Annotated in this window: 16 protein-coding genes; 13 read left to right on the top strand and 3 right to left on the bottom strand. The window is 22.7% G+C overall.

Annotated elements, in window-relative coordinates; genetic code table 11:
* Positions 1–40: 40 nt before the first annotated feature.
* The gene (gene priA, locus OC710_RS00080) at positions 41–2,263 is read left to right on the top strand and encodes a replication restart helicase PriA (protein ID WP_004995291.1); all 2,223 of its coding nucleotides are present in this window, start codon (positions 41–43) and stop codon (positions 2,261–2,263) included.
* Between the two features lie 41 nt (positions 2,264–2,304).
* Here priA and plsY read toward each other — a convergent pair whose 3' ends face one another.
* On the bottom strand, positions 2,305–2,919 hold the full coding sequence (gene plsY, locus OC710_RS00075; RefSeq protein WP_004995293.1) for a glycerol-3-phosphate 1-O-acyltransferase PlsY: 615 nt from the start codon (positions 2,917–2,919) through the stop codon (positions 2,305–2,307).
* 147 nt (positions 2,920–3,066) lie between these two features.
* On the opposite strand from plsY, the gene OC710_RS00070 reads away from it, so the two are divergent.
* On the top strand, positions 3,067–3,318 hold the full coding sequence (locus tag OC710_RS00070; RefSeq protein WP_004995295.1) for a hypothetical protein: 252 nt from the start codon (positions 3,067–3,069) through the stop codon (positions 3,316–3,318).
* 161 nt (positions 3,319–3,479) lie between these two features.
* Here OC710_RS00070 and OC710_RS00065 read toward each other — a convergent pair whose 3' ends face one another.
* The gene (locus OC710_RS00065; protein WP_004995298.1) at positions 3,480–4,883 is read right to left on the bottom strand and encodes a 2-hydroxycarboxylate transporter family protein; all 1,404 of its coding nucleotides are present in this window, start codon (positions 4,881–4,883) and stop codon (positions 3,480–3,482) included.
* Between the two features lie 666 nt (positions 4,884–5,549).
* On the opposite strand from OC710_RS00065, the gene OC710_RS00060 reads away from it, so the two are divergent.
* The 3 genes from OC710_RS00060 (at position 5,550) to OC710_RS00050 (ending at position 10,336) form a co-directional block, all read left to right on the top strand.
* Positions 5,550–6,332: an HAD family hydrolase gene (locus OC710_RS00060; protein WP_004995301.1), complete on the top strand. Its 783-nt coding sequence runs from the start codon at positions 5,550–5,552 to the stop codon at positions 6,330–6,332.
* 100 nt (positions 6,333–6,432) lie between these two features.
* On the top strand, positions 6,433–7,047 hold the full coding sequence (locus OC710_RS00055) for a DUF4194 domain-containing protein (RefSeq protein WP_004995303.1): 615 nt from the start codon (positions 6,433–6,435) through the stop codon (positions 7,045–7,047).
* A gap of 1 nt (position 7,048) precedes the next feature.
* Positions 7,049–10,336 (top strand): ATP-binding protein, encoded by a 3,288-nt coding sequence (locus OC710_RS00050; RefSeq protein ID WP_004995308.1) that lies wholly within the window; start codon positions 7,049–7,051, stop codon positions 10,334–10,336.
* Positions 10,337–10,504: 168 nt separating this feature from the next.
* Here OC710_RS00050 and OC710_RS00045 read toward each other — a convergent pair whose 3' ends face one another.
* Positions 10,505–12,166 carry a DEAD/DEAH box helicase gene (locus OC710_RS00045; protein ID WP_004995309.1) on the bottom strand — a complete coding sequence of 554 codons (1,662 nt, stop codon included), beginning with the start codon at positions 12,164–12,166 and terminating at the stop codon, positions 10,505–10,507.
* 1,099 nt (positions 12,167–13,265) lie between these two features.
* Between OC710_RS00045 and OC710_RS00040 the strand changes: the two genes are divergently transcribed.
* The 8 genes from OC710_RS00040 to OC710_RS00005 form a co-directional block, all read left to right on the top strand.
* On the top strand, positions 13,266–14,051 hold the full coding sequence (locus OC710_RS00040) for a YitT family protein (protein ID WP_054598463.1): 786 nt from the start codon (positions 13,266–13,268) through the stop codon (positions 14,049–14,051).
* Positions 14,052–14,356: 305 nt separating this feature from the next.
* A complete protein-coding gene (gene pyk / locus OC710_RS00035; RefSeq protein WP_004995312.1) occupies positions 14,357–15,694 on the top strand; it encodes a pyruvate kinase in 1,338 nt (445 codons plus the stop codon).
* A gap of 70 nt (positions 15,695–15,764) precedes the next feature.
* Positions 15,765–16,877: a pyruvate dehydrogenase (acetyl-transferring) E1 component subunit alpha gene (pdhA, locus tag OC710_RS00030; protein WP_370659222.1), complete on the top strand. Its 1,113-nt coding sequence runs from the start codon at positions 15,765–15,767 to the stop codon at positions 16,875–16,877.
* Positions 16,878–16,881: 4 nt separating this feature from the next.
* A complete protein-coding gene (locus tag OC710_RS00025) occupies positions 16,882–17,874 on the top strand; it encodes an alpha-ketoacid dehydrogenase subunit beta (protein WP_004995314.1) in 993 nt (330 codons plus the stop codon).
* Positions 17,875–17,984: 110 nt separating this feature from the next.
* Positions 17,985–18,251 carry a biotin/lipoyl-containing protein gene (locus OC710_RS00020; RefSeq protein ID WP_004995315.1) on the top strand — a complete coding sequence of 89 codons (267 nt, stop codon included), beginning with the start codon at positions 17,985–17,987 and terminating at the stop codon, positions 18,249–18,251.
* A 44-nt stretch (positions 18,252–18,295) separates the two neighbouring features.
* Entirely contained in the window at positions 18,296–19,036 is a 741-nt protein-coding gene (locus OC710_RS00015; RefSeq protein WP_004995317.1) for a dihydrolipoamide acetyltransferase family protein, read from the top strand.
* A gap of 214 nt (positions 19,037–19,250) precedes the next feature.
* The gene (gene lpdA / locus OC710_RS00010) at positions 19,251–20,636 is read left to right on the top strand and encodes a dihydrolipoyl dehydrogenase (protein WP_054598464.1); all 1,386 of its coding nucleotides are present in this window, start codon (positions 19,251–19,253) and stop codon (positions 20,634–20,636) included.
* 716 nt (positions 20,637–21,352) lie between these two features.
* Positions 21,353–21,824 (top strand): TatD family hydrolase (locus OC710_RS00005; protein ID WP_304514954.1); only part of this gene is annotated, 472 nt, incomplete at its 3' end.

Below are 21,824 nucleotides of genomic sequence, written 5' to 3'. Positions count from 1 at the left end.
AAATTTATATTTCAATTTTCTAAGTTATTAGAGGCTTTTTATGATTGCTGAAATTTTAATAGATTTATCTTTGAATTCTTATTTTTCATCTTTTGATTATATAATTCCTAAAAATATGTTAAATTTAGTCCAAGTAGGTACTAGAGTTATTATTCCTTTCAAAGATACTGTTCGTTTGGGTTATGTTCTTGCTATTAAAGAAAGTAGTATATTTGCTAATAAAGAAATAATAGAAGTTCTTGATTTAGTGCCTTTTCTAAATCAAGAATTTTTTTTATTAATGGATGAATTGTTTAAAGTCCCTTTCAATTCCAAAATTTCTGTTTATAGAACAGTTTTGCCTAAAGATTTATTAACTTCTTATGTTCGTAAAATTTCTATTTTAAAATCTGATTTGGTGCCATTAGAATTAAAACAGTATTTAACCGAAAAAAATTTTTTGTTAAACGTTAAAAATAATTTTAAGATTTCCTTTTTAAGAAAATTAAAAAAAGAAAAAATTATTGAAATGTCTATTGTCCCAAAAAAAGAACTTTCTCAATTGTCTTATGATAATATTAAATCTTTAGTTTCTCAAGAAATAATAGAAAATAATTTTTTTAATTTAAATGATCAAACCAGTAACACAGAGAAAAAAGAAATGTTAAAAATTTCTTTAACCATACAGCAACAAAATATTTTTAATAAATTTGTACTAGATCAATATAAAAATTATTTATTAATTTATTCTTTAGAGTCTGATAAATTAAAAATATATTATAAATTAATTCAAGAAAATTTAATTAACAAAAAACAAATTCTTATTTTGGTGCCCGAAATCATTTTAATTGAACATTTAGTTAGAAAGATTAAAATACAATTTCCTGATATTACGATATTCGTTAATCATGGCCGTATTAAGAATAATTTTAAAAATTCTAAATTACAACAATTAAATGCAGATTTGATTATAGGCAATAATATTGCTATTTTTACTCCTTTTATAAATTTAGGGATTATTATAATAGATGATGAGCATCATGAATCTTTTATTGAAAAAATAAAAATGCCTTATTATGATGTTAGAGAATTAGCTCAAGTAAGAGCTAATTATAATCGAATACCATTGCTTTTATCTAGTTTATCTCCATCGTTAACAAGTTATTATCGAGCTAAAATACTAGGCGAATATATTTGGTTAAATTTACAAAATAATGAAAATAAATATGATATTCAATTAATTGATATGAAAGAAGAATTAAAAGAAGGGAATTTATCCCCTTTATCGTCGACTTTAACTGAATTATTAATGGAAAATATTAAATCAAAATTAAAAAGTTTATTATTCATTAATATTAAAGGTTTTTCACGTTTGGTTTTGTGTTTACATTGTGGTTATATTCCTAAATGCTCTAATTGTAGTTGTATTTTACATTATTATATTGATTTGAAAATATTAAAATGTTCTTTTTGTGGTCATAAAGAAAAATTTCTTGAATATTGTTCTTTGTGCGAACAAAAAACTATTTCTAGTATGTTTTCGGGTATTTTATCTGTTGAAAATTTTGTAAAACAAAAGATACCTGAATCTCGTATTTATTGTATAGATTCGGATAACATTCGAAAGTTAAATATGAAAGAGTATGAAAATATTATATCTAATTTGAATAATAATAAAATAGATATTTGTTTAGGTACTAAAATGATAATTAAGAATAGTATTTCTTGGCCGATGAGTTTATTAGGAATTATTTTATTCGATGCATTATTAAATATAAATCATTTTACAGCTTCAGAAAAAGCTTTTCAATTTTTAGTACAATTAATATATAATATGCCTAAAAAATCTCGTATTATAATACAAACTTATAATATTAATCATTATATTTTAGATTCTATTGTAAATAATAATTTTGAATTTTTTTATGAAACAATCTTACAAGAACGTCAGATTAGTGATTATCCTCCTTTTGGTTTGATAAGTAAAATTTTAATTATGCATCCAAGTATTGTTAAAGTTCAAGATATAGCTAATAAAATTAAGATTATTTTGCAGAATAATTTGTCAATTGATATAGCTATTGTTTTAGGCCCTTCTATAGCTAAACGTTCTTTTCAAATTATAAAGAAAAAAATTTTTTATCGTGTTTTTTTAACTTTAAAATATAAAAATTGGCCTTTAAATTTGGATTTTTTAAAAAAATATTATTTTGATAAAAATACTCGTATTATATTTGATCGTTTTGATACTTTAACAGATCGTGATATTGTGACGTTTTTTTGATTTTTTGTTATTTTATATATTATTTGTTGTTAATTTAAAATTTATTTTTTATTTTTAATATTAAATTTATTCTCTGTACCTTGGTATAGATTAATAATATTTTTTTTATGTTTTATGAAAATTAAAACAGTTATAATTGCCATCATTATAGAGTTATATAAATTTGTTTTCGTTATATATAAATTAATATTAGTAATGATTGTAGCAATTAAAGAAGCTAAAGAAGCATAACCGGTTAATTTGACTAAGATTGCAAAAATCATAATACCTAAAACCCCACTCCAAAAATGAATCCCTGCAATTACTCCAACAGAAGTTGCTATAGCTTTTCCTCCTTGGAAATGATTAAAAATAGAAAACATATGCCCTAAAATAGCACACACCCCTAATATTATTGTTTTTTCTTTGGGAAATAAACTTAAATTATAATTTTTAAAAATAAAAATAGGCAAAAATCCCTTCATAAAATCTAATAAAAAAGTTAATAAACCGTATTTAAAACCTAAAATTCTTGTAACATTGGATGCCCCAATATTTTTAGAACCTAATAAATTGATTTTTCTGTTATGGTAAAAACCTATTAATAAACCGAAAGGAATAGAGCCTATAAGATAACAGATTATACAGATTATAATATTGGTTAATAAGTAAAACATATATAATTGCAATTCTCCTTTTGTATTTGTTAAATAAAATTATTCATTTTTTAATTTTGTTATATATAATATTAATTTTGATTAAAAAATATAAAACTACTTAATTAAATTTAAATAATTTTGTAAGAATAGGTTATGATCTTTTTTATGTTAAAAAAATATTTAATACTGCAAATTATAAAAACATGTTTCGAAAGAAAAAAAAAATTATTTATTTTAATTACTTCGTTGCATTTAATATTTTTTACTTTTTATTTTATTTATTATAACTTATGTAATAATATGTTTAATTTTAAAAAACAATTTTTTAAATGGTGTCGTTTGTGTTTTCGTATCTTTGTTAAAAATATTGTTGCATTTTTTTGTGTAATATATGCTATTTATGTTGTTATTGTTTGAAATAAAAATCAATAAATTTTAACATAAATCATTAAGTGTAATTTAGGGAATTTAATAGAAGAAAAAAATAAAGATCAACTTTTAATATATTGTTGATCTTTATTAATTTTAAATTTAAATTTAAACTAAAAAATAATTTTTATTTTTTATAAAAATGAATTTTATGCCATATATATACTACGGAAAGCTATATTTGCGATGACATATACTAAAGGTCCTGTTAATCTGGTAGCTATCATAGCGAAAGGTAATAAATTCATTCTATGAGATATTGTCATAACTCCTACATTGCCTGCTCCACCAATGCTGTAAGAAGAAATTCCTGATGTTAGAGCTGTTTCTAAAGGATAAAAACCTAATTTTGGCGCTATTAAGAATGTAATCAAGGTAGCTATTAATAAAGATGCGCATACAGTTATTAAAACACTTGGATTTGAAATTGTTGATTTTAATTGTTCAAAATTTGTAGTTAATCCTAAACCCACTAATACAGCGCTTGTGAAATTTTCTGTCATAAATTTTCCAGATTGAGTAACAGCATTTTGATTTTCTTGAGACATTAAGTTAAATATTTTAATCAACAATAATAAGATAATCATGTAAACCATAGGATCCATTTTACCGAATAATAATTGATTTATCATGCTACCTATTGAATAAAGTGCAAAAATAATTAACCATCCCATGCCTATTGTTTTAAAATCTATTATGCCACTATTTTTAGTAGTTTTTGTTTGATTTATTTGATCTAATTGAGTAGAAGATTTTTCTAATTTTCCTTTTCCACTGTATTTGCTTTTATCAAAAATGATGTAGAGTAATCCTGCTATAAAAATACTTAGTGTACGGGCTAAAACTAAAGGTCCTAAGATAGCAGTTCTAATAGTTGAAGCTTCAGTTTTAAAAGCTTCTTGATAAATACCATTAGCAAAACCATTAATTCCTAAATTAGTGCCTCCATTGGTTAAAGGAACAAATACAAAAAATATTACATCCCATATAGAACCTTGACTACGACTTGCAAATATACTTGGACATTTATAATTTAATAAATATCCTAATCCTCCAATAGCGAAACCACATACGAAAACACTAAAAATTGTTAAAGGTACGAATTTTATTAAAGATCTTCTTAATAAGTTACGATCTACACTTAAAAGACTTCCTGCTATAACAATGGTGATAAAAAATTGCGAAAAATTAATACCTATTCCGAAATTTTGATTAGGTTTATTAAAGAACCCTTTATCTATATTTTCAGCTAGTTGTCTCGGTATCCAACCTTTAAAAACTAAATAAGACGGTATGAATATACAAAGTAAAAATCCTAAACCTAATTTATTTAAAACAGGTACTTTTGACCCTATATAACTTAAAGTAATTCCTAACATAGTTATTAAAAATAAAGGAGTTAACAAAGGATGATAAAATTTATTAATTTTGTCTGGATATTTGTGGATGCAAAAAATGTTTAATCCTAATACACAAAGTAATGTTACAAAAAAAATAGGTTTAAAACCAAATATTTTATTGTTTTTGTCTTTTTTTATTTGATTATTGGACATTTTTAGGATATACCCCTTTCGTTTTTAACAGATATTTATAGTTTCAAAATTTAATTTTTTATTTTAAAAAAATATCTTGTTAAAATTTAATATTTTATTAATTTATTTTAGTATTTCGCTTAATATTTTATTATAATGTTTAGCGGCTATCAAGAAAGCAATTTTATTTGCAAATAAATATTTTATTTTAAAAATGAAAAATTTTTATATGTAAATGAAATTCATGGAATTGCGAATAGTTTTAATGTTTAGATTATTTTATAGGAATTTTTATTCCCAAAATATCTCCAACATAAATCTATTTTAGCATAAATAAATTAAAAAAAATTTAAAATTTTTTGTTTTGTAATTATCTAATAAAACATATTTAGATGAGTTTTTTTTATAATTTTGTTAAAATAATCTTACTCTGTTTTTTTAAAATTACAAATAATATAACAATTTTTAGATTTTTATTTTTATATTATTATCAAAATTTTATAAAATAACTTATATTTAAGTAATTTAAAATTTTTTTCTATTGTTATATTAGTAGTATTTATTATAATTTTGGATTATTTTAATGCTTGATACAACGCAACGATTTTGTTTTAAATTTTATTTATATTTTTAGTAAATTTTTATTTTTAGTGATTATAAAAACAAGAATTAGGACGATAATATGAGATGAAAAGAATATATTTTTTTGATATAGATCAAACTCTTTATCATAACGATAAAAAAATAATTTTGCCACAAACGAAAAAATTAATTTTAGACTTGGCAAATAAACCTGATATTATTTTAGGGATTGCTACGGGTAGGAATTATCGTAATTTAAACGTTCTGGGAGATTTAATATCTTGTTTCCAATATTTTGTAATTATGAATGGCGCTGTAACTATATCTAAAATTGATGGTATTATTGATGAAAATCCTATTCCTCGGGAATATATTGAGTGTTTTGTTAATAAAATTAAATCTTTTAATATTTTATTAGCCGGTGTTAATGTTGGTAAAGAAGTAATTTTATATAATCCTAATTTATCTGATTTATCTTTGGTGAATTATTATCAAAAAGAATTAAATTATGATTTGGTTTATGATTTAAAATTTATGTCTAAGATATATTTTATGGTTGCTTTAGGTTCGGATGTTAAAAAAATTAGAAATTTTATGAATAATTTAAATTTTTTAAATGTATGTTTTTGGCAAAATCATGTAGATTTAACTGTTAATTATGTAAATAAATATTATGGTATTGCTAAAGTTAAATCCAAATATCCTGATTATCAATTAATTTGTATAGGAGATGGTAGTAATGATGTTGAAATGTTATCTTATGCAGATATTGGTATAGCTATGGGTAATAGTTTATATCCTCGCACTAAAGAAGTAGCTAAATTTATAGCTCCACATATCGATGCAGATCAATTATATGATTTTTTTCAAAAAAATATACTTATATAAATTTTAATAGAAAATTTATTTTATTTATTTAAATTTATAACGTTTAATAAAGTTTATATTTTAGATTTTTAATGAAAAAGTTTTTTAGGAAAAAGGGATTATGGATCAAAAAACACAAGAGTTGCAAATATTTTTTCAAAAATTTAAAGTCTTGAAAGAAAAAGAAAAAGAGATTTTTTCTCGTATTGTTAATAAATTGTTTCAAGTTAATTATTTAACTTCTCAAAAAAATTCTGATTTAAATGATTATAGATTTATTTTATTACATCAAGAAATGTTTATTTCTTTTTTAAAATTAATAGATTTTGAATTAGAAATTCAAAAACATGATGAAGTTATTTTTATTAAAAATGTTCAACAATTAAATAAATTAAGAATTAAAAAAGAAGAAAGTTTATTGTTATTTTTGTTTAGGATTTTATTCCAAAAAAAGAAAGAATTAGTGCCTTTAAATCATAAAGTGGAAATTTATTTACAAGATATTTATCTTGAATTAAAAAGTATTGGATATACTGAGATGCATAAACTAACAAAAGAAAAAATAAAAAATTCTTTACTTTTGTTTAAACAGTATAACATTATTGATTTTTCTGATTATAATCATTATCTACCTAATGATTTAATTATCCGCATTTATCCTACTATTTTATATTTAATTAATTTAGGTATGCTGCAATATTACCAAGAATTATTTACTACGAATGTGACTAATTAAAATGAAAAAATTAACAAAAATACAATTAGTTAATTGGCATTTTTTTTCTTTTCAGATTATTGATATTGAGTCTAATACTTTGGTTTCCGGGGAAAATGGTTCTGGTAAATCCACTTTGTTAGATGCTTTGCAATATGTTTTAATAGGGGAACGCAATCATGTAAAATTTAACATAGCAGCAAATGTTAATGCTAAACGTTCTTTGGAAAGTTATATGCGTTGTAAAATCGGAGCCGAAAATAAAGAATTTTTAAGGGATCAAGATGTAATTACGCATATTTTATTAGAATTTTATGATAATGTTAATAAAAAATATAGTATTTTCGGATGCGTTTTAGAACTTTCTCGTAGTAGTAATTTAAAAGAAAAATTTTATTTTATAGAAAATATTCAATTTATTAATGGTATGTGTGTAGAGGATAATCAACCAAAAACACAAAAACAACTTCTTCTTTTTTTACGCCAATATATTCCTAATTTTAATTTTTTTGATACTAAAAAGCAATATCAAAACGCTATAAGTAATTATTTAAATATTAATATAACTAAATATATTCAAATGTTACCTAAAGCTTTAGCTTTTAAACCACTTAATTTACAAAATTTTGTTTTTGAATTTTTATTAGAGCCTAATCCTGTAAATATTTCTAGTTTAAAAAATAGTTTTAAACAATTAAAAAAATTAGAACTTCAAATAGAATTTGAAAAAAATAAATTATTTCATTTAACTAATATTATAGATGCTGATAAAAAATTTATTCATTTAAAAGACCAAATTCAAATTTATCAATGCCTTTTATATCAAATACAAATTAAAAAAAATCATTTTTATTTTAATTATTATCAGTCTAAGAAAGAAGCGGATGAATTAAGTTTAAAAAAATTATTATTTAAGAAAGAAAAAATTAATTTAACTATAGAAAATTTAAATAATGAATTAGCAGTTTTAAAATCTAATGATAAAAATTTATTTTTAAATAATTTGCAAAAAGATTTAGTATTTTATCAAAATATTGAAAAAAACTTAAATAACAAAATTAATTTATTTCAAAGTCAGATTAATCAAGAATTAACAAATTTAAAACAGTTACAAGATTTATTTTTATTTGAAATCGATAAAGATAGTATTAATTTTATAAGTAATTTTTTGAACTTAGAGTTTTCTGAAATGAAATTAAGTTTACCGAGATTAAAGATTATTTTGGAGAAGCTATCTGTATTTATATCAAAAGAAATAATTAATTTTAATATACAAAAAAATGATTTTAATAAAATTATTTTAGATTTACAGAAAAAAATTTCCGAAAAAGAAAATGATTGTCGTGTTCTTTCTTCTGTTAGATCTGTTTATCCTAGGCACATACAGAAATTAATTGAAATTTTAAATCAAAAATTAAGTGATTTTTATAATTTGTCAGTATTTATTTATCCTTTATGCGAATTAATAGATATTAATGATAATTTATGGAGAAATGCTATAGAAGGTTTTTTGGGAAATAGAAAATTTAATTTGTTAATAGAAGAAAATTATTTTGATCAGGCATTAAAAATATATAGAAATTTACCGCAATCTTTAGATAATAATTTTTATGACATAGGATTAGTTAATGTAGCACAAATACCTTTAATAAAAGATAATGCTAATAGTTTATCTACTAAAATATCTTCTAGTAATCAAAACGCTTTGAAATATATTCGTTTACTTTTATCTAATATTATATGCGAGTTAGATTTTTTAAATTTAAAAAAACACAAAACAGCTATTACTCCTGATTGTTTAGTGTATAGCCAATATACTTTAAGAAAAATTAATCCAAAACTTTATCAATTCCCATATATCGGTAATAATTCTATTAAGATGCGTGAAAATTTGTTTTTGTTAGAAATTCAAAAATCTAAATCTTTGATATTCCAACATAAAAGTGAATTATCTAAATATCAAGAAATTCTTAATTTATTGAATAAAAGTCAATTAGCTAATATTTTAAGTTCTGATAATTTTAATTTATATTCAGAATTATTTTCTATTAAAGATAAAATAAAAAAAATTTATAAACAAATAAATGAATTAAATTCCGATTTAAGATTTCAATGTGTAGAAGATAATTTAGTTTCTTTGATGGAACAAAAGAAAAATAATAATGAACAATTAGAACAAATTTTATTTAAAATGGCGGAATTAAAGAATAATTTGCATCATTATGAATCTGAAAATATAAAGGTAAGAGTTACTTTATCAGAATTAAATCAAAAATTAGATATTTTAAAGAATAAAATTAATTCTCCTGCTATAGAAGATAAAATTAATATACATTTATACAATTATTGTCAAAAATATAATGATAATTACGAATTAATTTTAAGTAAAGTTAATGATTATTTAAAAAATATAGAACAACAAAAATTAACTCAACAAATAGAGTTAATGAATAAAATGCAGCTTTATTTAAAAACATATAACATTTCTCATATTGAAGCTAAATTAGAAAATTTGGAATATTTTTACCAAGAATATCATTCTATTAATTCTCAAAATTTATCATCTTATGAACAAGAAGCTAAAGAATTAACTCATAAAACAGAAATAATTTTTAAAGAAGAGTTTATTAATAAACTAAAAGAAAGTATAGATAATACTAAACAACAAATTCACAAATTAAATAAATTATTAAATGATAGACCTTTTGGTAATGATAGTTATCAAATACTTATTAAACCTTCTAATGACCCTGATTATAAAAAGTATTATGATGTGATTTCTAGTTATGAAAATAATGAATCTCAGAATGAGTTATTAGAAAGAGGATTAATGTGCGAAAATACTTTATTAGAAGAATTATTTGATAAAATAATTTCTTTTGAGGAAGGTTATGAGGATATAGCAGAATCTTTTTTAGATTACCGTAACTATATGACTTATGATATTCAAATTAAAGATATTAATAATAATTATTCTTTGTTTTCAAAAATTTTTCGTGAAAAATCTGGAGGAGAGACTCAAGTACCTTTTTATATTATTATGTCTATTTGTTTTGAACAATTGATAACTAGTTCACAAAATAATCAAGGTTGTTTAGTTTTGTTTGATGAAGCTTTTAATAATATGGATGAAGCCAGAATAGAAGGTATGATGTGCTTTTTTAATTCTTTAAAGATTCAATTTATTATGGCTATCCCGCCGCAAAGAATTGTAGATATTTCTCCTTATGTACAAACTAATTTGATTATTATTAAAGATAATAATCATGTGGTTGTCGAAAATTTTACAAGAAATGTATTGAATTTTTAGGTGTTTATTTTTTTAAAATGAATAATTTGTTAAATTTTTAGTAACTTTTACGATTTGATATCTTATTTATTATTAATAGGTTATTTTTTCATTTTCTAAAATCAATTAATTTATATTTTTTTAATTTTTAGTTTATATTTAGTTACAATTATAAGTTTAGTATTAATTTTAAGGTTTTATGATTTTGAATATTATTTTTTTAATTTCGTTATATTTAATGAGAAAAGTTATTATTCTAGACATTTGGTATTTGTTCATATTTTTTATTTTTTCTTGATTACATAAGATAGAGAAGTTAATTTTTTGGTTTTTTTGTCTTAATTTTAATAAACGTAATAAATAATTATGTTGTTTTGGTGTATAATGATGTTTATTCCAGTATTGAGTTTTATAAGACGATTTATCGTTTTCGTGTAAATTTAACCAATCATTAGCGATAGCAAAACAATTATCTTCGTTTCCTTTAAATAAACATTTAGCTGTTTTTGGTTCTTTTTTTCCTCCTATAGCTATATAAAAATCTTTATAATTAGTTATATAAGCCCAAGCATGAAACCCTGCTATATAATGCTTTCCTTTGTTTGTGAGATCATACCATTCAAAATTTGAATTTTTTAATATATCATATTTTTTCATTTTAATATTTTTAGTGAACTGTATTGTTTTTGGTTCTCTTGTATTTAATGATATATTATTGGAATTCTGTTGAGTTAATTTTTTTTTCTTTTTGGAATCATATGGAGATAAATATTCGAATAAATTAGGATTATTTTGGATAGATGTACCAAAATCTAATACAATACAATCTTTTTTGGTAATATGAGGATATTTTGTATGGTTAACAAGTCTTAAACCGCGACCAATCATTTGTTCGATGGTAGATTTAAAAGAACTTGGGCGTAATAACACTACACAGGAAACAATTTGACAATCCCATCCTTCTGTTAGCACATTAACGTTGATAATAACTTGAATTTTTTCTTGATCAAAATTTTTTAAGATAATGTTTCGTTTTTCGATATTATAATGTCCTGTAATTAATTGAGCCTTAATTCCGGCTTTTTGAAATGTTTCTGTAATATCGTAAGCATGTTTAATATTGGCGCAAAAAATTACAGTTTGACGATTTTGAGCATATTTTTTCCAATAAGAAATTACTTCTGAATTAATAACAGTTGTATTTATAATTGCTGCCACTTTATTTAAATCATATTCTTGATTTTTTTGATATAAATTATATATTTTTTCTTTAATACCGACATCTCTAATAAACACTTCTGGTTTCACTAATAACCCTGCTTTAATTAATTCTTTGATTGTAATTTGGGCTGTAATTTCTGGAAAAATTTCTTTTAATTTTTTTTTATCACCTCTTATAGGAGTAGCTGTTACACCAAGAATTTTACAACTAGGATTGTATTTCAAAAAATGATCAATAATTATTTTATAAGTATTTGCTGCAGAATGATGTGCTTCGTCTATTATTAACATATCTATATTAGGATTTTCAGGAAGATTTTTAGCTAAAGTTTGTACCATGGCAAAAATTACTTGAGAATCCCATTTTTTAATTTTTGCATTAAAATAACATGTTGTAATATTTGAAGTAATAGTTTCAAAAGCTTTTTTATTTTGTTGCATTAATTCGTCTCTATGAACTAACACACAAGCTTTTTCAATTGATTTTATTTGAAAAAAATGTTTTAAAATAAAAGAAAACATAATTGTTTTTCCTGAGCCTGTTGGAGCTACAAGTAAAGTAGTTTGTTGGTTATCAAAAACTTTAATAATTTTATCAGTAAGCTGTTTTTGTATTTTGTTCAGTAACATAAAAAAAGCAATCCTTTTTGATTTATGTTAACATTATATATTTCTATTTATTATTAACATTTATTTGTCTTTATAGATTAATTATAATTAACTAAAAATGATTTAAAATATTGAATTAATAAAATATTAATATTTTATTTTAGCTACGAATTAATTCTATTTATTTTAAATTATTTTAAATAATGTAAATTATGAGATTTTTTTATTATTTAAAATAATTTATGGTTTTCTATAATTGATTAATATATTAAAAATTTATAAATCTATAAACATATTAACAATTATTTTTAAAATATATAAATTAATAAATTTTATGAATAAATATCGATAAAAATCAGACGTAAAATTTATAATTGTGTTGCACATTATAATTTAAAAATTTAAATTTTCTAATTTGTAATTTTATAAACAATAATGATTTACTCTTTTTCTTAATATATTCTTTAAATATTTTTTAATAATATGAACTGTTTATTTTGCATTATTTTAAGGTTATTTTTAATTATTTTTAAAATTATAAAGAACTTTTAAAATTATAAGGAAAATAATTAAATTATATTTAAAACTGATTTAATGTTTTTTAGTATCATTTATGTATAATATTTGCATTTTTTGTTTTTTTCAGTTACGATAAAAAGTAGCTTTGAAATTAATATAGCTTTATGTTACTAGTTAAAAATGAATTATTTTCAATATTATTTGATAATAATTTTTTTTAATCGGATACGATTAATTTGTGTTAAATATATTTTGTTTTAGATTTTTATATAAGTATATTTTTAATTTTACGCTATGTATTGAATTAATTTATTTTTTAAAAATAATACATTTTTTTATTATTCTTATATATTTTTGATGATAAATTGTAAAATTAAATTTATTTTTATATATTTTATTTAATTTTCAATAAAATAGGCATTTTAGTGACTAATATTTTTTAATATTAGTCACTTTTGTATTTATTTATTAGTTTTTTAGTATCTTGATAAAAAAATAGAATATTGATTTATGTTTTAATTATTTTGGCCATAACACGAATAATTTTAGTAATCTAATTATTAATTTACGTAAAAGAAAGGTAGGTTTTGAATATATTTAAATGAAAAAAAATAGTAAATTTATACAAATTATTGTTAGTTTATGTATTTTTAGTTTGATTATGTTATGTTTATCTTTTTTTTATAAATCGATGTTAAAAGATATGTTTTTTTTATATATATATTTAATTTTGAAAATTATATTAGGCTTGTTATTATTGATTTTTAGTGTTTATTTTTTTATTTTATCTGAAGAATTTATAGTCGGTGGTTTAGAAAGTAATTTACTTTTTTTAGATAAAGTTTTTTTTTACAATCGTTCGGAAAATAAACAAAATTATTTTTTTAGCAATCCTTTAGGTATTATAATTTCTCGTTTAATTATTATGTTTTTATGCGGTTTTTGGTTACCTAATACTTTCTTTTTTTTATTTACTACTATTTTATTTAATTTAGTGTTTACTGGGTCTATTAAATTTTTGTCTAAATGTTCTATAAATAAAAGTTTTTTTATCAATTTATTTCCTGTTTGTATTAAAAAAAATCATGTTTTAAAACTTTCAATTATTTCTTTAATTATAAGTTTATGTATAGGGATTGGTTGTGGTTTAATTTTTTCTAGTGGTTCTTCTACTGGTGGCACTGATATTATATTTTTACTATTAAATCAAAAATTTAATTTTAATTTGCGTTATATTTTGTTTTTTATAGATGGAATTATTATATTTATTTCTTTTTGGATAGATTTATTACGTTATAAATATATGAGAAATTTTATTATTACTAAATATTTTTTTTCTTTTGTAATTTTAATATTGGTGGTTAATTTAATTTCTTTATTTCAATAATAAAAAAATTTATGTTAAATGTCATCATATTAATTATTTATTAAATTATGATTGTTAGTTAATATTTATTTAGAAATAATTTTTGTAAAGTATTTTTATTTTTTTAAGAATATACTATTTAAATAGATTTGCAAATAATAAAAAAAGATTTATAATATAGTAGTAATTTTAATTTTTATTGAATTATTAAAGTAACGATCGGTTTTTAATCATAATTGTGTTTAAAATTTTTAATACAAAATTTTAAATTTTAAATCAATTTTAAAATTAAATTTAAATTGGAGTAAAGCGGGATATAGTTATTTATGAATAAAACAAAAATTATTTGCACTTTAGGGCCTTCATGTTATTCTGAAGCAGTTTTGAAAAAAATGATTTTGAGCGGTTTAAATGTTGCTAGATTTAATTTTTCTCATGCTGATTATGATATGAGTAAAAAAATAATTTCTATTATTAGAGCTATTAATCAAGAATTAAACAGATATGTAGCGTTAATGTTAGATACTAAAGGTCCCGAAATTAGAACTCATAATTTTGATGGTGATGTTTTAATACAAAAGGATTCTTTAGTGAGAATTGCTTCAACGGAAGTTTTAGGTAATAGTGAAATTTTCTCTGTAACTTATCCTAATTTTTATAATGAACTAAATATAGGCGATTTTATTAACATTGACGATGGTTACTTATCTTTACAAGTTATCGAAAAAGATAATCTTAAGAAAGAATTAATTACGAAAGCTCAAAATAGTCATTTAGTTAAATCTCGTAGAGGTGTTAATGTTCCTGGTGTTAAATTAAATATCCCTTTTTTATCAAAAAAAGATAAACAAGATATTTTGTTTGCTATTGAACAAAATTATGATTATATTGCAGCTTCTTTTGTTCGTAGTGCTCAAGATATACAAGATATTAGAGATCTTTTGGAATTGAATAAATGTGATAATATTAAAATTATTGCTAAAATAGAAAATCAAGAAGGTATTGATCATATAGATGAAATTTCATCTATTGCGGATGGTGTTATGGTTGCTAGAGGTGATTTGGGTATTGAGGTTGATGGCACTTTAGTTCCGTTATATCAAAGTGAAATTATTGATAAATGTCTTCAAAAAGGTAAATTGGTAATTGTAGCTACTCAAATGTTAGAATCTATGCAAAAAAATCCTCGTCCAACTAAAGCTGAAATTTCAGATGTTTTCAATGCGGTTCGAGAAGGTACAAGCGCTACTATGTTATCTGGCGAAAGTGCTTCAGGTAATTATCCTGTAGAATCTGTTCAATATATGTATAATATTAATAAAAGTGCGGAAAAATTTTTAGATTATGATGTTTTTTTAAATTATTATGAACCTAAAGCTTGGCGAGAAAAATTTTTATTAGGTGCTATTGAGTTAGCTAATATTACAGATACTAAAGCTATTTTAGTAAATAGTTTTATAGATGCTTGTATCATTTCGAAGTTCCATTCTGCAGTACCAATACTAGCTATAGTTGATAATATTAAAGAAGCATCTTGGTTGTCTTTGTATTTCGGTGTTATACCGGTTTTGAATTCTGATGAATTAAAACAAAAAATTATTGATTACAAAATAGAAACCAACCAATTAATTGAAGTTAATTTATCTCAAATTTTGATTAGATAACTCGAGGTTTTTTGTGTAATTTATTCAAGGTTTAATACAAGTGGTTTAAAATTAAAAAAATAAAGGAGTTATAATTTTGTCAAAAAAAATAGATGATTTTTTGTATAATGTAGAACAAAAACCTATGTTGCAAGTTTTAGATGAACAAGGTTTTGTAATTAATTCTGAGTTTGAGCCTAATTTATCAAATGAAGAATTGTTAAAAATTTATGAATTTATGGTTTTCACTAGAGAGACTGATACAGCAGCTTTTCAATATCAGCGTCAAGGACGAATGCTTTCTTATGTTTTGAATACAGGTCATGAAGCTTGTCAAATAGGTATTGCAGCAGCTTGCGCGGATAACGATTGGATTTCTCCTTATTTTCGTGATTTAGGTATGTTTTTGTATCGTGGCGTTTCTGTAGAAAATATTTTACTTTATTGGTATGGTAACGAACGAGGTTCAGCAATAGAAGCTCAAAAACGTATTTTACCTGTTAATATTATTATCGGTAGTTCTATTAATATAGGTGCCGGATTAGCCTTAGCTAGTAAATTAGATAATAAAAGGGATGTTACAATAGCAACTATAGGAGATGGCGGTACTGCAAGCGAAGAATTTGCGGCAGGTTTAAATTATGCAGCGGTTTTTCAAGTTCCTTTAGTAGTCGCTATTCAAAATAATCAATATGCTATTTCTACACCTAGAAAAGTAGCTTGTTATGCTGAAAGTTTAGCCCAAAAAGCTATTGCTTTTGGTATACCTGGAATAAGAGTTGATGGTAATGATATTTTAGCGGTTTATACCGCTGCAAAACATTTTATTGAATCTGCGAGAAATGGTAATGGTCCTTCTTTATTAGAATTATATACATATCGTTTATTAGGGCATACTACTAATGATAATCCTTCTTTATATCGTTCTAAGTCTGAAGAAGAAGAATGGTTTAAAAAAGAACCTATTTCAAGATTTCAAAAATATTTAATAAATAAAAATATTTTAACAGATGAATTGATAAATAAAATTAAACAAAATGTGATTGATAAAATTAAAGAAGCTCATAAACGTATTTTAACTTATGCTAATATAGTTGAACCGAAAGAGGTTTTCGAACATACTTATGAAACAATGACTCCTCAATTAAAAATGCAGTTGCATGATTATGAATCATTTTTAAAATCAACAGAAGAAGGGAAATAAAATTATGGCTTTTATGAAAATGAATATGTTAGAAGCTATTAATCATACTTTAGATTATGCCTTAGAAAATATCCCAAAAGTGGTTTTATTCGGGGAAGATGTAGAAAATTTAGGTGGTGTTTTTAGAGTTCTTAAAGGTTTGTATAGTAAATACGGATCTTCAAAAGTTTTTAATACCCCTATTTCAGAATCTAGTATTTTAGGTAGCGGTATAGGATTAGCTTTAGCTGGTTTCCGTCCTATAGCAGAAATACAATTTGAAGGTTTTATTTTTCCAGCTTTACAAGATCTATTTTGTCATGCTGTTAGATTACGTAATCGTACTCGTGGAAAATTTACAGTTCCTATGGTAGTTCGAACTACAATACAAGGAAATATTAAAGCTTTAGAACATCATTCTGAATCCATTGAGGGTATGTTAGCTTCTTTCCCAGGATTGCATGTAGTAGTGCCTTCTAATCCTATTGACGCTAAAGGGTTATTACTATCCGCTATTAAATCTAATGATCCTGTAATTTTTTTAGAACCAAAAGTTTTATATCGTTCCCGTAGAGAAGAAGTTCCTGTAGAACCTTATGAAATAGAAATTGGTAAAGCTCGAGTAGTTAAAGAAGGTTCTGATGTGACTGTAGTAGGGTGGTCATCTGCTATTCCGGTTATTCAAACCGCTATTGAATCTTTAGAACAAAATAATATTTCTGTGGAATTAATCGATTTAAGAAGTATTACTCCTATAGATCAAGAAACTATTATTCAATCTGTTAAAAAAACTGGTAGATTAGTAGTAGCTCATGAAGCTACTAAAACTTATGGTCCAGCAGGAGAAATAATTACTTTAATAAATGAATATGCATTCGATGCTTTAAAAGTTGCTCCTATTCGTATTACTGGTTATGATATTATAACTCCTTTAGCTAGAGGAGAATATCATCAAATTTTAAATCCTGCTAAAATTATTTATTATATTAAAAAGATGTTTAATAAATTGAATAAATAATTCTAACTTTAATTATTATTAGTATTTTGTTTTCTTTATAATATAAAAGAGAAATTATTATAGTTATATTTATATAAAAAAATTCAAGAAAAAAAGTAGGTTTATTTATTATGGAACATAAAAAAATACAAAAATATGAATTTAAATTTCATGATTTAGGTGAAGGTTTACACGAAGGAACTATTACCAAATGCCTTTGTAAAGTTGGAGATATAGTTAAAGAAGGTCAAGGATTATTCGAAATTGAAAATGATAAATTATCTGATACATTATTATCTCCTGTAGATGGTGTTATTTTAGAAATAAAATGTTCTCCTTCTGATCAAGTAGAGTTAGATCAGGTTTTAGCTGTTATAGAGATAGAAGTTAAAGAATAAATATAATATTTATAAAATAAACAATATAAAAGGGATAAAAATATATGCAAGATTTAGATAAAAAAAATAACACAATTAAAGATCTTGAAAAAATCGAAGTTAAGAAAATTTCTAATTTACGTAAAACTATAGCAAAGCAAATGTCTATCGCCAAAGCTATTATTCCAGATGTTACTTTAATGGAAGAATTTAATATGAATAAAGTTGTGGATTTGAGAAAAGATTTGAAATCGCAAAATCCAACATCAACCATAAAACTTACTTATTTAGCTTTTGTTGCCAAAGCTTTAGTTAAATTATTAATAAAATTTCCTATTTTCAATTCTACTTTTGATGATCAAAAGGACGAAATTATAATTAAAAAATATATTAATTTGGGTATAGCTGTAGATACTGATGACGGTTTAATTGTTCCTAATATTAAAGACACTGATAGTTTAAATATTTGGAAGATTGCAGAATCGATTCAAGATTTATCTCAGCGTACTCGTGATAAAAAATTAGTTTATAAAGATATTAATGATGGAACTTTTACTTTAAGTAATTGGGGTACTTTTGGAGTTTCTTATGGCACTCCCGTGATTTATTTTCCTCAAGTAGCTATTTTAGGTATGGGTTTAATGAAATTAAAACCTATTGTTTTAGAAGATGGTAATATCGGAAAAGCTTATATGTTACCTTTATCTTTAAGTTTTGATCATCGTATTATAGATGGTGGTATAGCATCTAGATTTTTAAATGCTTTTAAAGATTTATTTAACAACCCATCGGATTTAATTGAATAAAAAATATTTAATATATTTTATTTTTATTAATTTTTACAAAATTTATTTTGATTTTATGAATTATAAAATTAATAATTTTTTAAAAAAATCCCAGTTTGTATGTTTTTGTAATTTTTAATTTTATGATAATATCAAGTTAATAGTCGTTAATGGATTTTTTAAATTTATTTAAACAAAAAAAATTATTTTTAATTGTAAAGCGAGTTTTAATGATATGCAACAAATATATGATATTTTAGTTATAGGTGGAGGGCCAGGCGGTTATGTATCGGCTATTAAAGCTGCTCAATTAGGTGCTAAAGTAGCTTTAATCGAGAAACATAAAGTAGGTGGTATTTGTTTAAATTATGGTTGTATACCTACAAAAGCTTTTTTAAAAAGTGCTAAAGTTTGGGATTTATGCAAAAATGCTAGTAAATTTGGATTGAATAATATAGGTGAAATATCTTTCGATTGGAAATCTATTTTACAACGTAAAGATAAAATTGTTCAAAATTTAACTAATGGTATAGCTTTCCTTTTAAAAAAAAATAAATTAATTGATTTTTATTCAGGTGTAGCAGAAGTTGTAAATGCTTATCAAGTGGTTGTAGATAATCAAATTTTGCATACTAAAAAACTGATTATAGCAACCGGTTCTCATGCTTTTATACCTCCTATACCTGGCGCTAAAGAATCGTATTTGGATAAATATTTGTATACTAGTAAAGAATTAGTGCAATTAGAGACTTTTCCTAAAAAAATAATTATTATAGGTGGAGGAGTGATAGGCGTCGAATTTGCGACTATCTTTAATAAATTTGGAGCTGAAGTAATTATTTTGGAAAAACAAAAATCCATTATAAGTTCTATGGATAGTGATATTATAACCGCTTATACTAAAAATCTTAAAAATGCTAATATTAAGATTATGACAGAAGCTAATGTAATTAAAATTGATAAAAATATTGTTTATTATGAATATCAACAAAAAATATATCACGATACAACAGATATTATTTTGATGGCTGTGGGAACCAAACCAAATTTAATAGGTTTGGATAAATTGAAATTAACTATGGATAGAAATGGCATTTTAACTGATAATTTTTTACAAACGTCTATACCGGATGTATATGCTATTGGAGATGTTAATGGTAAATATATGTTAGCTCATGTTGCAAGTCACGAAGGTATTATAGCTACACATCACGCTTTAAATTTACAGGATAAAATAAAACCTATTAATTATGAACATGTTCCATCGTGTATTTATAGTTTTCCTGAAATAGCTTCTATTGGCTGCACAGAACAACAAGCTAAAGAACGTAATTTAAATTATAAAATATCCAAAATGCCTGTTCAAGCTATAGGTAAAGCTCATGCTGATGGCGATTTAGAAGGTTTTGCCAAGTTAATTGTTGAAAAAGATACACTTAAAATTTTAGGTATGCATATTTATGCTTATAATGCTACAGAATTAATTACTGAAAGCGGTACTTTAATGGCATTTAATGGCACAGCATATGATGCTATGGAAGTAATTCATCCACATCCTACCTTAGCAGAATTAAATTTAGAAACTTTTTTAGGGGCCGTTGATAAACCTATTCATTTATAAATGATAAATGTTTTTTAAAATAATTTTTATATTTTTAGGGGATTAATAAATCCCTCCTGAATAATTTAAATAGTAATAATTTTTAAGAATTATAATGTTTATTTAAGTCATTTTAATATTATCAGGTTTATTTATTAAATTTCTTGAAAAAAATTGTTTATAATAAATTCAATTCATATAAAAATTTTATAATATATTTTTGTTAATATTTCATTATATATCAGCGAATTATTTTTTAAATAAAATATTATTAATTATCCGTGGTATAAGTTGAAAGATTGATTTTATGAAATTGTTTTATAAATAGAAATTTAAAAGGATTGCTGTTGGTTTTTAAAATTATAAACTGATGAGATAACTTTACCAAAAAATTTATTTGATTATAATAATTTAGATTTATTTAAACATAAAATTTAATTTGTATAATTATTATATATATTGTTAATATAAATATTGGAAAAACTCGAAATTATATTTTTTTAGATTGAAATATTTTAAACAATAAATATCGGAACGTTTAAATTTTTTATATCGCATTTACAAAAGTTAATTTTAACAAAATATTAGGCATTCGATCTTTTTGGGGATGATCGGTTTATTTTTGTTAAGTTTAATTTTAAATATTATTTTAAATATTATAAAAATTTATATTTGGTGAGTTTTGTATTATTTTTTAATTTGCAAAACAAGGGAATGGGAGTGTTGTGATTAAAAATATGTTATTAATTGATACTCATACGCACTTGAATTTAAATGACTATGAAGGGGATTTAAACGAAGTTATCGCTAAAGCGCATCATCAAGGAATTAAATATTTTGTTGTTCCAGGTTTAGATTCTAAAACTAATGCTAAGGCTTTTCATTTAGCTTTAGAATATGAATGCATTAAAATTGCAGTCGGTATACATCCTTGTTATTGGCATGATGAAGATCCTATGACTATTCAACAATATTTAAGATTACCACAAGTTGTAGCAGTAGGTGAGATTGGTATTGATTTATATAGGGATAAAACTTCTTTACCTATTCAAAAAAAAAATTTACAAATTCAATTAGATTTGGCAATTAAATATAATTTACCTGTTATTTTGCACGCCAGAGAAGCTTTCGAAGAAGTTTATAAAATTTTATTGCCTTATAAAAATAAAATTAAAGGGGTTTTTCATTGTTTAGTTAATAATTTAGAAG

This window comes from 'Vigna radiata' phytoplasma, from assembly GCF_030586915.1.
Lineage (GTDB): Bacteria > Bacillota_I > Bacilli_A > Acholeplasmatales > Acholeplasmataceae > Phytoplasma > Phytoplasma australasiaticum.
The sequence above is the reverse complement of the archived record's forward strand: the minus strand, read 5'-3'. Positions and strand labels throughout refer to the sequence as shown.

What these genes read in the sequence shown, in the direction of transcription:
- OC710_RS00060 (WP_004995301.1), top strand. Translation starts at nt 5,550, where the DNA reads ATGAAAAGAATATATTTTTTTGATATAGATCAAACTCTTTATCATAAC.
- OC710_RS00065 (WP_004995298.1), bottom strand. Translation starts at nt 4,883, where the DNA reads ATGTCCAATAATCAAATAAAAAAAGACAAAAACAATAAAATATTTGGT.
- OC710_RS00045 (WP_004995309.1), bottom strand. Translation starts at nt 12,166, where the DNA reads ATGTTACTGAACAAAATACAAAAACAGCTTACTGATAAAATTATTAAA.
- plsY (WP_004995293.1), bottom strand. Translation starts at nt 2,919, where the DNA reads ATGTTTTACTTATTAACCAATATTATAATCTGTATAATCTGTTATCTT.
- priA (WP_004995291.1), top strand. Translation starts at nt 41, where the DNA reads ATGATTGCTGAAATTTTAATAGATTTATCTTTGAATTCTTATTTTTCA.
- OC710_RS00050 (WP_004995308.1), top strand. Translation starts at nt 7,049, where the DNA reads ATGAAAAAATTAACAAAAATACAATTAGTTAATTGGCATTTTTTTTCT.
- lpdA (WP_054598464.1), top strand. Translation starts at nt 19,251, where the DNA reads ATGCAACAAATATATGATATTTTAGTTATAGGTGGAGGGCCAGGCGGT.
- pyk (WP_004995312.1), top strand. Translation starts at nt 14,357, where the DNA reads ATGAATAAAACAAAAATTATTTGCACTTTAGGGCCTTCATGTTATTCT.
- OC710_RS00070 (WP_004995295.1), top strand. Translation starts at nt 3,067, where the DNA reads ATGTTAAAAAAATATTTAATACTGCAAATTATAAAAACATGTTTCGAA.
- OC710_RS00040 (WP_054598463.1), top strand. Translation starts at nt 13,266, where the DNA reads ATGAAAAAAAATAGTAAATTTATACAAATTATTGTTAGTTTATGTATT.
- OC710_RS00015 (WP_004995317.1), top strand. Translation starts at nt 18,296, where the DNA reads ATGCAAGATTTAGATAAAAAAAATAACACAATTAAAGATCTTGAAAAA.
- OC710_RS00055 (WP_004995303.1), top strand. Translation starts at nt 6,433, where the DNA reads ATGGATCAAAAAACACAAGAGTTGCAAATATTTTTTCAAAAATTTAAA.
- OC710_RS00020 (WP_004995315.1), top strand. Translation starts at nt 17,985, where the DNA reads ATGGAACATAAAAAAATACAAAAATATGAATTTAAATTTCATGATTTA.
- OC710_RS00025 (WP_004995314.1), top strand. Translation starts at nt 16,882, where the DNA reads ATGGCTTTTATGAAAATGAATATGTTAGAAGCTATTAATCATACTTTA.